The organism is Stieleria sedimenti, from assembly GCF_025060895.1.
Taxonomy (GTDB): Bacteria; Planctomycetota; Planctomycetia; order Pirellulales; family Pirellulaceae; genus Stieleria; species Stieleria sedimenti.
On the sequence record NZ_JANZKV010000214.1, the window covers coordinates 1 to 13,971 of the forward strand.

9 protein-coding genes are annotated in these 13,971 nt (G+C 58.2%); 5 read left to right on the forward strand and 4 right to left on the reverse strand.

Annotated features, from left to right (window positions below; all coding sequences use genetic code 11):
- The first annotated feature begins 228 nt into the window (after nucleotides 1–228).
- Together polX and NZK35_RS26190 are read left to right on the forward strand one after the other, a co-directional pair.
- Nucleotides 229–1,947 carry a DNA polymerase/3'-5' exonuclease PolX gene (gene polX, locus NZK35_RS26185; protein WP_259635476.1) on the forward strand — a complete coding sequence of 573 codons (1,719 nt, stop codon included), beginning with the start codon at nucleotides 229–231 and terminating at the stop codon, nucleotides 1,945–1,947.
- 185 nt (nucleotides 1,948–2,132) lie between these two features.
- Nucleotides 2,133–3,179, forward strand: coding sequence for a metallophosphoesterase family protein (locus tag NZK35_RS26190; protein ID WP_259635477.1), 1,047 nt, complete (start codon nucleotides 2,133–2,135; stop codon nucleotides 3,177–3,179).
- 84 nt (nucleotides 3,180–3,263) lie between these two features.
- Here the strand turns inward: NZK35_RS26190 and NZK35_RS26195 are convergent, their stop codons facing one another.
- Nucleotides 3,264–4,478: a hypothetical protein gene (locus tag NZK35_RS26195; protein WP_259635478.1), complete on the reverse strand. Its 1,215-nt coding sequence runs from the start codon at nucleotides 4,476–4,478 to the stop codon at nucleotides 3,264–3,266.
- A gap of 809 nt (nucleotides 4,479–5,287) precedes the next feature.
- Here NZK35_RS26195 and NZK35_RS26200 point away from each other — a divergent pair.
- Together NZK35_RS26200 and NZK35_RS26205 are read left to right on the forward strand one after the other, a co-directional pair.
- Nucleotides 5,288–5,737, forward strand: a complete 450-nt coding sequence (locus tag NZK35_RS26200) for a hypothetical protein (RefSeq protein WP_259635479.1) — start codon at nucleotides 5,288–5,290, stop codon at nucleotides 5,735–5,737.
- Nucleotides 5,724–6,644, forward strand: a complete 921-nt coding sequence (locus tag NZK35_RS26205; RefSeq protein ID WP_259635480.1) for a hypothetical protein — start codon at nucleotides 5,724–5,726, stop codon at nucleotides 6,642–6,644. The genes NZK35_RS26200 and NZK35_RS26205 overlap by 14 nt, the downstream gene beginning before the upstream one ends.
- Nucleotides 6,645–6,763: 119 nt before the next feature.
- Here NZK35_RS26205 and NZK35_RS26210 read toward each other — a convergent pair whose 3' ends face one another.
- The 3 genes from NZK35_RS26210 to NZK35_RS26220 form a co-directional block, all read right to left on the reverse strand.
- Complete coding sequence (locus NZK35_RS26210) at nucleotides 6,764–7,798, reverse strand: DUF1559 domain-containing protein (RefSeq protein WP_259635481.1); 1,035 nt, start codon at nucleotides 7,796–7,798, stop codon at nucleotides 6,764–6,766.
- Nucleotides 7,795–8,229, reverse strand: coding sequence for a hypothetical protein (locus NZK35_RS26215; RefSeq protein ID WP_259635482.1), 435 nt, complete (start codon nucleotides 8,227–8,229; stop codon nucleotides 7,795–7,797). The genes NZK35_RS26210 and NZK35_RS26215 overlap by 4 nt, the downstream gene beginning before the upstream one ends.
- 321 nt (nucleotides 8,230–8,550) lie before the next feature.
- A complete protein-coding gene (locus tag NZK35_RS26220; RefSeq protein ID WP_259635483.1) occupies nucleotides 8,551–9,651 on the reverse strand; it encodes a lactonase family protein in 1,101 nt (366 codons plus the stop codon).
- Between the two features lie 133 nt (nucleotides 9,652–9,784).
- On the opposite strand from NZK35_RS26220, the gene NZK35_RS34780 reads away from it, so the two are divergent.
- On the forward strand, nucleotides 9,785–13,588 hold the full coding sequence (locus NZK35_RS34780) for a hypothetical protein (RefSeq protein ID WP_259635484.1): 3,804 nt from the start codon (nucleotides 9,785–9,787) through the stop codon (nucleotides 13,586–13,588).
- The last annotated feature ends 383 nt before the right edge of the window (nucleotides 13,589–13,971 follow it).

Consider the following 13,971-nt stretch of genomic DNA (forward strand, 5'->3'; position numbering starts at 1 on the left):
GCCGCCCACTGTCGCTGCGATGCAGCGACCGGGAATCGCCTCAAGGCTGAACACCAACGGTTGCTGAATCCCTGGACGCAGTTCCCACCGGTTGCGGCACGGGGCGTTTGTCGCGCGCACCCGCTCGATCCGGCCGAGGACATCCGCTAACGTTTTGATTTGACGCCCCGACGTGCTGCGGTCACGCGATTCCAAATCATCTCCCCTCCAGCGGAAGGTCACGCAACGATGGACAATGCCACCATCGCGAATGTTTTTGATGAACTCGCGGAACTGCTTGAATTCAAAGGCGAAAACCCGTTTCGCATCCGAGCGTACTCGCAAGGCGCCAAAGCCATCCGCGACCTGGACGAATCGGTGACCGACATCGTCGCCGACCCGAATCGAAAGTTAAGCGACCTGGCCGGCATCGGCAAAACGCTCGCCGAAAAAACCGAAACGCTGCTGAAAACCGGCTCGCTGCCACAACTGGAAAAGCTCCGGGAAGAGGTCCCCGAGGTCCTGATCCAAATGGCGCGGGTGCCGGGTTTGGGTGCCAAGAAAGCCGCCAAGCTGCAGAAGGAACTCGACATCGATTCGCTTGCCGATCTTCGCGCCGCTTGCGAATCCGGCTCGGTCGCCAAGATCAAGGGCTTCGGCGAAAAGACGGCCCAAGCTATCTTGGACGGCTTGTCGATTGCCGAACAAGCCGCCGAGCGAATCCGCTGGGCCGAGGGCGACGCGTTGGCCAAATCGATCGGCCGGCACATGGAATCCTGCCAGGCGATCGAAACGATGCAGTGGGCCGGATCCTATCGACGCGGACGCGAAACCATTGGCGACCTGGACCTGTTGGTCGTCGCCTCCGATCGCGACGCGGCGATGGATCACTTGGAAGCCTACGGCGACCGATCACAAACGATCGCCCGCGGCGACACCAAAATCTCAATCCGCGTCGGCAAAGCGTTCCAAGTCGACATGCGATGCGTCGATGCCAACCAGTTCGGCGCGGCCCTGCAGTACTTCACCGGATCGCAAGCCCACAACGTGCACACGCGGCGGATCGCCAAAGACAAGGGATTGAAAATCAACGAGTACGGCGTGTTCCGCGTCGACGATGAAACCCAAATCGCCGGTGCCACCGAACAGGACGTCTACGCCGCGATCGGTCTGCCGTGGATCGCCCCGGAACTGCGCGAGGACCGCAACGAATTCAAACAGGCCGCCGCCGGAGAGCTCCCCGAACTGATCACGCAAGACGACATCCGCGGCGACTTGCACATGCACACCACGGCAACCGATGGCCAGAACACGATCCGCGAAATGGCCGACGCCGCGATCGCGCGGGGACTGAAGTACATCGCGATCACCGACCACAGCAAACGTGTGACAATGGCGATGGGGCTGGACGCCGATCGCCTGCGCGACCAGTGGGCGATGATCGATGAAATCCGTCCGGAGTACGAAGGGAAATTGGTAATTCTGAAGGGTATCGAATGCGACATCCTGGAATCCGGCGGCATGGATTTACCCGACGATGTCCTGGCCGAAGCCGATTGGGTGTTGGCCAGCGTCCACTATGGACAACGTCAACCGCGCGAGAAAATCACCGAACGGATTCTCGGCGCGATCGAAAACGAACACGTCGACTGCATCGCCCACCCGACCGGCCGCCTGATCAATCGACGCCCACCCTATGACGTCGACATGGATGCGGTGATGAAAGCCGCCGCCGCCAATGGCACGTTGATGGAACTCAACGCCAACCCGGCCCGCCTGGACCTGAACGACGTACACTTGGCCGCCGCAAAAAAGCTGGGCATCCCGATCGTCATCAGCACCGACGCGCACACCATCGACGGTCTGGACGTGATGCAATACGGCATCAAACAAGCCCGCCGCGGAGGCCTGACCAAAGCCGACGTCGCCAACACCAAGACCTTCAAGCAGTTTGCCAAACTGCTGTAGTTTTCCGCGGCCCGAAATGCGCTACGGCGAACAAACCGATCGATGGATCGACGTCGACCGAACGGAATCTAGACAGCGTGCGCTATACCCCGAACACCCCAGGCTACACCGACACCACCCGGAAGGGAAATTTGTTACAATAGGGAACTTCGCTTACAACGTGGTTAGTTTTGGGGCAAGTTCAAGTGGATCAGCGCAAGCGACTAGCAACATTTGTACAGATTTCTGACCTTCACTTCGCGTCAATCGATCCACGAACCGGTGCACAGGTCGTTCCGGCGGGGTTGAACAAGATGTGGGCCAACGTGTCAATCTTTGATGGCCTACTTGGTCACAGTCACAAGTCACTCGTACAGCTTTCCCGCTATGTCGCGTCTATGCGCCGCCGCGAGAACGCCGAAGTGATCTTTACCGGTGACGTGACCAGTTGCGGCAGGCCTGACCAATTCGACCTCGCCGATGACTATTTAGCGACGCAGCTGCTGCCACCGATTGGGAACCACATCGGCTTGCATGCGTCGACATGGCGTGACTTAGGCATCGCAGGAAATCACGACCAATGGCCGGGTAATGGTTGGATGTTGGGGAATCCAAACGGAGCCGTCAACATTTACTTTTCCGGGCTGCCTGATGTCAGTCAAACGCGTCCGCTTCCTGACGGGCGACTCATTCGCTTTGTCCGCATCGACTCTGATGCAGACATTTCCCCTCATAGCTTAAACCGGGCCATGGCTCGAGGCGCGTTTCAGAGTCAATTGATGGTCGCTGATAAGTTGCTAGACGATCTGGGTCGCTGCGCAGACGAAATCCGGGTGATGTTAATCCATCATTCGTATCAATGCCGGGGCAAGACGCTGAGCATGAAATCTGCGTCACACCAGGCACTCAGTCATTTCTTGGCGGATCATCGCATCTCCGTGGTCATGACCGGGCACCTACACGTGCCGCTGGTACACCGATTTGTGCCGCCCGTGCCAGAATCAAACCGTGTCCTGGAAACACGATGCGGTACGACGACCCAAGCCGACCGAGTGCCACTTGAATGGAAATCAATCCGTGGCAAGTTTCCGAAAAGAGCGTTTCCGAAGAACACGTTGTTACTACACCGGCTATTCGCAGACAACCGTGGTCAGGTGTTCTGGTCGGTGGAGGTAATTGAACGAACTCGCGTGGAGTTCAAGCCTGTAAAAAGATTGAAGCCCAAAGAGATCAAAGTCTATCCCTATGGCTGAATTGACGGGGCCGAGCATTGGGAATGCTGCTCCGAATAGCTTCGGGCAACTCGTAGCAACATGCCCGTCAATTCAACCGATGCGTCAATCCGCAAAGACAACCGCAGGCTCGACTCCCCGTGGTTGCGGTGTCAGGCGAACGTACAAATCTTGCACCGATTCGTTTTTTCCTCCCTCCTCCAGTCGCAACCTGACCCCATTCTGTCCCGCGATTTCGGTCTCGAAACCGAGAAACAACCTCGGTGTGAGTTGCGCGCAATCGATGACCCAATTCAATAGGCTGTGAGCGAATCCTGCCGAACATCCGACGTACTGTGATATTTCACGAACGAGCAAGTCCGTGGGTATCACTGGAGATGTGACTCCGGGAATCGATTCACCCTTAACTTGGATCTGCACTTCGCGCAACCCTCCATGCTCTCTCTGTTCAAGTAAAGAATCGACGAGTTTCGCGAATGAAATCTCAACGTCGGAACTTCCCTTAAAATCGATGGGAACTTTGATTAGACGCTCGGCAAGTTGCGCGATGGAATGGATGCTTTCAAATAACATGAATGGATTCAATCCGTTGGCAAGCAAGTCGCCGACAAAGGGCCATGCGTTCGTTTTCGATTCGCTTAACGACGCCTCACCGACAAAGTCATCCCACTCATCCTTTGCTCGATCGATATCGGCACCATCGACAAATCGAGTACTCCAATTGGTCAACGAATCAGGCAAATTCGGCAGCAGGTAATTCAGGATCGCATCCACGATGGCAGAATCGTCTTCTGCCGATGCGATCCCAATGGCATCGTCCACCTCCTGTTCTTCTGGCGACAATGGAGAATCACCGCTGATCGCGCCGTACACCTTGGCGACCCACTGCGGATTGTCCTGTAACACCTTCAGCTCCTGATCGGTGAAGGTGACCTCCTCGAGCGAAAGAAGCTGCGAGACTTCTCGGTAACGATCATGGAGTTGATCCAACAAGACTTCTTCACCTGGAGAGAGAAAGACGTGTTTGAGAAAACCGGCCGTTGAAGTGTCCATCGTATGATTCCAATTTGTTGATCTTTTTCTTGTGCGCAACTTTCGTAGATTCGCCAATAAACGCGTACCATGACGATCGCGTATTTCCCGGACAACGTCCGTCGACAAACCAAACTTTGCGGCCGTTTCGGCGGGGGTGAGCAAGTCCGACCAGAGGGAATGCAAAACGGCCCAGTGATCTGCGGGAAATTGATCTTGCTGTCCGAATGCGACGGAAATACGGCCAATGGATTCGACCAAAAGTTCACGTAGTTGATAACGCGTCAATCCGTACGCCTTCGCGAGGGTCCGTTCGTCCGCGTTCGCTGACTGCACATACTCGGTAAAAATCGCTTGGTGCAGTTTCGGCAACTGCTTCAAGAAGTCACTGGTCAAGACTTCGTCTTCTTGTTCAATCGCCGACTCAATGGCTTCTTGCGACGGTCCTTGCATTCGAACCAGGTCGTTAACGCTCACCAAACTATGAGACCATCGCTTTTGTCTCGCGATTCGTCGCCGTGCAAAGCGCAGGAAAGCACCGTAGACATACGCCTTGATCGTCCCCTTCGTCGCATCAAATCGCTCAGCGATTCCAGGCCACTCTGAAACCAAGAATTCATTGATGTGATCGAACGCGTCCGAAGGCGGTGTCGCAAAACCATCACGCGATAATTTGGCGAGCACGTTAAAGAAAACAGGCTGACAATCTACATAGACCTTTTTCAAATCGAGTTGTGAAGTATTGGATCTCTCTTTGGCCGTCCCACGTGCGGTGTCGACTACTTTGGGTTTCATTACGTACGGTCCTATGTCAGACGAACGCGAAGTCGCATCAACGATCAGCTCCCTTTTCACATTACTCGTTCTGAGAAAAATGGATCGCTACTGCTCTCGCCAACTGACAGAACAGCCTTCTCGAGTAGGGCTGCCGGTTGTGACGGGTGCTCCGTCGGGGAGTTCACCTAACAATTTCATCTGAAAGAAACTGCGATGAATCTATTGAGAGGAAAACGAATATGACCGTCGTGCCTGGCGCTGTACGGGCGTGAAATGGAGGCCTCATCGGATTCACCTTTTCTGAGATGTGGAATTTGTTCATGAACGAACATATTTCGTTCGCTATGACCCTGTTGCAACGTGAGACCGCTGCGGTTGAGAAATGGCGTGAAAAATCTTTTTTTTCAGCCTATTCTCCAAAAAACTGTAAAATCCGAGGGAAATCCACGCGGCTCGTTTCAAAATCTGTCCGCCGATTCTTCGCGTTTCAGGCGATTGCTGAATTCCTTGACTTTCACCCATCCGGTGAAATGATCTCTCTGATTGCCCTCCCACCCTTGTCCCACCTCCTGAGCGATCCGTCCGAGCCGAGACTCCTTGGCTTGTTGCGTGCACGGCAATTGCGTTGCCCTCCTCCCCAACCATTCAGGATCCTGCACGATGGAAGATCCACAATTAATGAATGTGATTGCGCAGATCGCCCGATCCCTGTTGCCACCTTGTTCGCCCTACTGCAGGAATTATCCCGTAATAACGGTGCCCGCGAGTGAACACGGAATTCGCAGCTTTTGCGCCCAGCAACGAAGCCTAGAGCAAGAAATCTACTTCCGGTACTTGGCCGATCAGATAGACGATCGCGAGGATGCAGGTTATCGAAATGCGTTCATCACGCTTGCAGACGAGCAAGCAAGCATTCGACGTCGGCAACTGTTCCAATCTTACACGGAGTATCGCTCCCGACACGCATGGAACAATCGCAACCAACAAAGCGTGGTTGTTGACCCGACAGACCTCACGGAACCGAATCGTATCAATGAGTGGAGCCAGGGAAACACCTTGTACAGAACGTTGCAGGCCGACATGGCAGTGCCGCAAAAAATTGTCCGACAATCGATTATCGACGATACGCGACTGAAGAGCGGACACGAGCTTCGATCGGTCAGTCGACAGATCGAGAAACTTGCGGAACAATACCTCCGTAGCGGGCAAGATCTGCTGATCGTGCTTCAAAGTCAGATCTCTCGTTACCTGGAACAGGACTATGGACAACATTGGTTGAGACACGTTCGATCACACTATCAAGAGGTTCACCGCCCTGTTACGAAATACAAATCGTTTCGCACGTGCTGGTACAAGTCGTTGCGGTATCGCTACCACTATTTAGACAAGCTCTCCCCGGTAGACGCCGTGCCATTTGTGAATTTTTCAGTTACCGGTGACCACGTTTACCTGCTGGATCAAAAACTGCATTTGGCCCATAGTTGCACAGATCCGGTTTGCCGTGACTTTTTCTTGCATCTTCAGTCACAAATGCCCAACTTCACCGCTTACCAAGTACACTCGCAAGGTGATCTCAACAACGACCCACGCTACACCGAGGACGTGTTGCGAGACTACTTAACGCGAAACAACAGACTGGAAGATGACGACTCTCGACCAGGATTCGATTTCGCTTGACACCCGTTCTCCCACACGTGTTTCGACTTAAATGACGTACACTTGGCCGCAGTGAGAACGCCGATGGCACCCCATCTCGGAACAGCCCTATGAGAAACGGAATGCAGCATCGCTCGATGCTACCGCTTGGCACCGCTCAGTGATCGAAGCACCTCGGGGTCGACCGTGTCGCTGATCGTCCGCACCGATCCGTCCATCATTAAAAACATGACGCTGTCACGTGACGGCGGGCCACCGAATCCGTTGGGGTGCCGGTTCAATCCCAACTCCAAACTTCGATAGGTGCCGGGCTTGCCCCAAGGTTGAAATTGACTGCGGACCTCACCGATCATGATGATGTTGGACGTGTTGCTCTCGTACTCCTGATAGCTGAACGCACGCATATTTTCATTGGCCTCGAAATGACTCAGGGCATAACCTGCGTCGTCACGCTGGGGTGCGTTTTCGAGGGTCGGATTCAGCAGGTCTGGAAAGACGCGTGAGAAATAGTCCCGGTTTTGCTCGTCGTCCCACGGTAAACTGGTGACTTGGTAGACCTTGCGATTCGAATACATCGTTCCCACAATGCGACTCGGCCAACTCCTCGGCACCTCTTCCTCGCCCTCGGATGCAAACGGCAGCTGCTCGCGACGCGTCGCATAGTTCAGGATCCCCAGATCCAATTTCCGCAGCTGATTCTGAAGACCAAAATCGTCCACGAGAGACGACCACCTGACAATTCTTTGCACCATCCAATCGTTTGGCGAGCGAATCAACCACGCAACCTGATGCGTGATCCCCACCGCGCTCAATCCGGCGCAAAACATCACGGCGATCAGCAGACTCAGCGAAATGCTCGCACGCAATCGCCAAACATTCTGGCTTGCCGTTTGCGAGCGTTCTCTGCAAAACCAGGTCCCAAGATGGTGCACCAGCAAGATGATTCCCACCAAGGAACCCGAACCGATCAGGATCAAGGGCCAGTTCACTTCCATGGCCGGCAAGACGCGTCGAGCGAAACCGATCCACCCGAACAGCAATGTCCGGCCCATTTGGAATCCACACAGCAACACCAACAACAGCGTCCCCACCAAACTGCCGATCCAGCGAACCGGAAATCTCGGCTTCGGCAGGTCATCGGACTTGTCAGATGGCAACGGATCGGGTTCGTTCATGGTGAACCTTGATCGAGCGAGGTCGGGGATCCGGACGGGTCCGCTCCGCTGTCCAATTCATAGGTGAATCCGTTCTGCTTCCAAGCGCCCGGCGTCAACAACTCGCGGGCTCCAGAGATCATGGTCAGCACCAGTGTAAAGACTAATCCCCATAACGCGACGACCGCAAACGCACGCACAAAATCGAGACGCGGCAAGCTGGGGACGCTAGACGCCAGCGAGTTCCAGAGAAATTTGACCGCCAAAATTGACGCGAGCAGTCCCACCAAAAAGAAAGAGATCGATTCGAGCCGCAATTTCGTTTCGTACGACTGGACCCAACGCGTTTCCAGGTCCGACGGCAGCATACTCGGCATCCCTGCCTGCGATGCCACAGGAACAGCGATCAAGAAGAAGGCAAACGAAACGACGAAGGACGGTTTAGAAAACAAAAATCACCCCTCGTTTCAAGCACTTGGTGGCACGGCCTTCACGCAAGCAGACAGATTTCAAGAGACACAACCGTCATCAACCGGGATGCCAAGCGACAGCGTCCCAGCTATCACGGGACGCATCGTTTCCATCTCGGATCTCAATTGTAATGAAACGATGCATTCGGCGTGCCGTCGCGACGAACTCAATGCCACCGCGAGTGGGCGGCCCGATCAATCCGAACCGCGCAAGCCCGTCCCCATCGTCCCGTCCCCATCGTTTTGCCCCCATCGTTTTGCCCCCATCGTCTTGCCACGCCGATGCGAACGCTCCCATGCCCCCTAAAACAACACGCAAATCGAACTGGGGACATAGACCGCATCTCGGGTGAACTGCAACTCGCCGGTGTCTTGGTTGATCTTAAAAATCGCGACCGTGTTGGAAGCTTGACCGGCGGCCAACACCCACTTGCCCGTCGGATCCAAATTAAAGTTGCGTGGCCACGCGCCGCGAATCGGTTCCACTTCGACCAGGCGTAACTTGCCCGTCGATGCGTCAACGGAATAAACCGTGATCGTGTCGTTGCCGCGATTGGCCGCGTAGACAAACTTGCCGCTGGGGTGCACGCGAATTTCCGACGAACTGTTGAAGACCTCTTTCGCCTTGACCGCTTCGCTGAGCGTTTCGATCGTCTGGATCGGTGACATCGTCCCGGCCTGCGCGTCGTAATCGAACACCGTGACCGAGAGTGCCAACTCGTTGAGCACGTAGATCGTCTTTTCATTCGGATGGAACTTCATGTGCCGTGGCCCACTGCCGGGAGGACAGATGCCGTAACCGTGCGGCTGCAAGGTGGCGTTGTTTGTATCCAGCTTGTAGATGACGACCTTGTCCAACCCCAGGTCGGGAACAAAGGCGAAGCGATCGTCCGGTGAGGTTCCCGTCCAGTGGGCGTGAGCGGTGTCTTGACGGTTCGGGACCACGCCGGAGCCGATCGGGTGTTTTTGCAGATCGGTTCGTTTGACCAGACTGCCCGAATCGTCGAGCGAAAAGCACGCGGTCGAGCCAGCCCCGTACTGCGCCGACAAGACGACCTTGCCATCGCGGCTGACCGAAACATGTGCCGCACCGCCGTCTCCGATCGGCACGCTGCTGACTTTGACCAGCGTGGCCTCTCCGCCGCCACCTTCAATTCCGTAGGCGACGATCGATGGTGTCCCGCCATCGCTGGCGGCGGCGTAAAGCATTTTGCCACTGGGGTGTTTCGCCAAAAACCCCGGACTGCCGATTTCAGCCGCCAGTTCCACGTCGGTCAGCTTGCCGCTGTCGGTATCGAATTTCCCATGATAGATCCCCTTGCTGGGTCCCCGTCGCGACGTCGAGGTTCCGAACCAAACATCAACGGTCTCGGCGCTGGCTGGGACAGAAAGAACAGTCGTCATCAGGAAACCTGTGCAGAGCGTGAGCGATCGAATCGAGAGAGACCAAGGGCGGAGTTTCATGGGAGTGTGTTTGACGTGAGGAAACGGGAAAGGGAGGGCGTGAAGTGCGGTCGCGGCGTGAAACAGCAGCGGCGTGAAACAGCAACGGCCGCCAGACATTCCGCACAACCGTCAAATTCTACTCAATTGTTTCGGCGGCGATTCCGATACCGTGAATGACAAGCTCTCTTTACGCACTTCACGAGATGGACGCATGCTGCGCGGACACATCAAATCATTCGCTCTCTACTCGCTCGCCACGCTACTGGTTGCCAGTCCCGTCACGGCGGCGACTCCCGGTGACGCGTCCCGTCGAGCGGCCGCGCGAGCCACTTCCGCGCGGGAGTCGGCTCCGGAAAACACGTCACGAAATGCGACGTCGCCGATTCGCAACGCGCTGGGTTTGCGTCCCATCGGCCAACAAGAACCGATCCGGCAAGTCGTCGGTAAGCAGCCGACGGCTGCGAAAGTCGACCCGAATCGCAGCCTGTCGCTGATTCCCAGCCTGTTCGGTGTCAACCAACGAACAGCCGCGAGCAAGACGAGCACTCAGGCGCGGCCTGCACCCCGAACCTCGAATCATCAAGCGGTTCAGTCCAAGGGCATCCTGAGCGACATCTTTGGAACACGCCCCGGTGGCACCGACAACGCAGCGCGTCCGGTCGAAACCCCAGCCCCGACGGTCGACTGGCAAGGCATTCCCTACCATCAAGCGCGATCGAACTCGCCCTCCAAGGGCCCAACGCCGATTCGCGATCCGCGTCCCAATGAAACGCGATTCGCCGGCCCATCGCAACTCTCGACGAGGCCCTCGACGCCTTCACCGACCAATGCCACTCCGCGGATGAGCCCGGCGATTCCTCAGCCCCCGGCTCTGGCTGCGGCCCCGACAAGCCGCCGGACCGCTCCGGCCCAGGCCGCCCCCAGCCGAGTCCAACGCGACGACAACGCCGCGTTGTCGATCCTCTCGAGCAGCCGACGATCCGGTCGCCGTGACGTCCCCACCCTGGACGCCTCCGAAATCGCCGCAGCCCAAAAATCGAGCGTTGCAAATAAAACCTTGGTGCCGAAAGTCGCCAAACGTGACGTCCCGACAGAGACCACGCCAGAATCGCAGCCCAAGCCGGCCCCCAAACCCAACCCGCAACCAGCGACCACGAAACCCGCGCTCGCCAAGACCGAAGCCAAACCGGTCACGCCTGCACCGGCGCCCGTCGAGCCCGCGCGTCAGACCACGCCGCCCAGAAAGACTCCCGCTGCCGACGTCGCGTTAAATCCGCAACCCAAATCGCAACCGGTGTCCCAGCCAGCACCGCAGCCGACGCAACTTGCGACGTTGCCTGAATCCGCCGAGCTCGGAACTGGCACGAGTGCCGCCCCCGCCGCACCGTCACAAGAAAGCGAGGCGATGATCGCCGCGAACCCAGCACACTCCGCACCCCAAACGGCGCCGACCGCCCGGACTGACGTCGCTGCCCGGACTGACGTCGCTGCAGAGGCGGAAATCGCTGCCGCAACGCAACGCGAGACCAGCGCCGCAACCCCATTGGCCGATGCACCGATGCCGACGCAGCCCGAACCGGCCGACATCGCGTCCGCACCGGAAACCGAAGCCGCCCCAGCGCTGACCGCGCCGGCTGTCAAACCCGTGACTGCCAAACCCGAGACATTGACGACGCCGGAGCAGACGACACCAGCGGCGGAACTGGCGGCCTCGCCCCAACCACAGCCGGTGCCACTGTCGCCGACCCCATCGGCGCCGGCCCAACCGGCAACGCCGCAACTGGCCGCGCCCTCCATGCCGGTTCCCGCAGCACCCCAGTTCGGGACGACGGGATCCGTTGTCGGACATCGCATCGGGCCGCCGGCCTCTTCGTTCCAACCGCGCCCCCAACCCCACGCGGCCTTGAACCCGGCACACCAGCCGTTCGGCCCTGCGGCCGCACCGATCGGCTCCGGCGTGACCGCCAGTGCCCAAACTGCAGCCGCACCGAAGGCGATCCCCACTGCGCCGACGACGATCCCGACCGCACCGATGACGGTTCAGCCGTATGCCCCGACGCAACCGATCTCACAAAACCCATACATCTACGGGCACTATCCCTACCCGACGCCTCCGCAGCAGAACACTGCACCGTATGGCACGGCACAGCGTCGAGCTGCACCGATTGCCGCCCCGCAACCCAACGCGGTCCCGCAGCTTGCTCAGCAACCGGCGATCTCCGTCGGGCCCGATCGGAACGAAACCCCGACGATCCCACCATCACAGACGCGCCCCGGCGGCAGCCACCTAGGTGCTCCCATGGCATCCATGCCGGCACCGTACGGCAAGCCTGTCTCCGCACCGCCACAGGCCGCGCCGCGGCAACCTGCACCGCCGCAGCCCGCTCCGCCGTCCGCATCCGCCGTGGCAACCGATCAACCGTTCCAAGCTCCGTCGCAGCCCCGACCGACCGCCAGCGATGCGACAGCGAACCAGCTTCTCGCCGGACAAACCGCAGTCGCCTCGGAACTACCGGGACTGCGCGTCGTCACCCACGGCCCGTCCAGCGTGATCATTCGGCAAACGCACGAGTTTGAAATTCGTGTCGAGAACCGCGGTTCGATCGACGCCGAAGGATTGATGATCCGCGTCGTCGTTCCCGATTGGGCAGACATCAAGGGGCAAAGCACAACCCGTGGCGACATCGACAACCAGGGCATGGAAGCGGGCGACCGCTTGGTCTGGACCCTCGACACGCTGCCCGCCGGCAAGACCGAAAAACTGTTTCTGCGGCTGCAAGCCCGCCAAAGCGGTACCCATCGATTGGATGTCGACTGGACCCTGACGCCCCAGACCAGCGTCGCAAAGGTCCACGTCCGCGAGCCCCTGCTGGACCTGTTGATCGAAGGCCCCGAGGAAGTCGTCTACGGCGAATCGCAAACCTACAAGGTCCGCGTGCTCAACCCCGGCGACGGCCTGGCACCCAACGTCGTGTTCACCTTGTCACCCAATTCATCGACGCCGCAAACACAGCGAATCGGTGACATCCCCAGCGGCAAAGAGGCCCAGTTCGAAGTCGAGCTGACGGCCCAAGACCTCGGCGACTTGAAAATCCACGGCCTCGCTGCCGGTGACCTGGGACTGAAGGCACAAGCCGAAAAGACCATTTCTGTTTCGGCCGCCGAACTGGAAGCCGTCCTCGCCGGCCCTGAAGCGAAGTACCAAAACACCGAAGCGATCTACCACCTGCAAATCAGCAACAAGGGCAAGGCGACGTGCAAAAACGTCACCGCCAGCCTGGGACTGCCGCCGGGAATCCACTATCAAGGTGGAATCGACATCGCGCGAAAACAGGGTACCAAGCTGACCTGGGAAATCGAATCGCTGCCGCCGGGTGCGTCACGTGATTATGAATTCTCGTGCACCATGGTATCGCCCGGAAAACAGACCTTCGATTTCACCGCCAACGGCAGTGCCGCGGGCAAGACGGCCGTCGCCCTGGACACCCAGGTCGAATCGATCGCCGACCTTGTGATGACCCTGCAAGACCCCGCCGCTCCGGCACCGGTCGGCTCAGAAGTCGTCTACGAAATCGTGATCAAGAATCGCGGCAGCCGCCAAGCCAACGGCGTCCGTGCGATCGCACAGTTCAGCAACGGCATCGAACCGCGTCGCATCGAAGGCCACTCGGGGCAAGTCCTGACCGGCCAAGTGTTGCTGGATCCGATCGAAACGATCCGCCCCGGCGAAGAGATTCGCATCCGTGTGATCGCCGAAGCCGAAAGCGAAGGGCACCACCGTTTCCGAACCGAAATCCGCTCGGGCGAAACCGTTCTAGTGGCCGAGGAAGCGACGCAGTTCCTGAGCAAACGCGGCGAACGCGTCAGCCGACGAAGCTCCAGTAGCAGCCGCTAACGACGCGGCCGGCCCACGTGGCGTAAGCTTCCAGCTTGCGTCCCCCAGGCCGCCCGGCCTGCCCAAAAGTGGCGTAAGCTTCCAGCTTGCGTCCCCCAGGCCGACCGGCCCGCCCCAAAGGTGGCGTAAGCTTCCAGCTTGCTTGCAATGCATCTACCTTGACGCCAAACGAGGTGTTTCTGAAACGCGACCGGACGGCTCGCGCCGCTAACACCTTCAAACCGCAAACCGCGTTTGGCGAGAGCCACACAACCAACGCGTTCCACGGCGGAGCCTTGGAACGAGGCACAGCGATCACACGCCACTTGCTCACGCAGCATGCTGGCATGGCAGCTTAGACCGCTCTCAGTTGCGGACCAGCTTTTCTCGGCGGAGGCCTTCGA

Excerpts from the sequence above, each read along its gene's own strand:
- polX (WP_259635476.1), top strand. The coding sequence starts at position 229 with ATGGACAATGCCACCATCGCGAATGTTTTTGATGAACTCGCGGAACTG.
- NZK35_RS26200 (WP_259635479.1), top strand. The coding sequence starts at position 5,288 with ATGAACGAACATATTTCGTTCGCTATGACCCTGTTGCAACGTGAGACC.
- NZK35_RS26210 (WP_259635481.1), bottom strand. The coding sequence starts at position 7,798 with ATGAACGAACCCGATCCGTTGCCATCTGACAAGTCCGATGACCTGCCG.
- NZK35_RS26220 (WP_259635483.1), bottom strand. The coding sequence starts at position 9,651 with ATGACGACTGTTCTTTCTGTCCCAGCCAGCGCCGAGACCGTTGATGTT.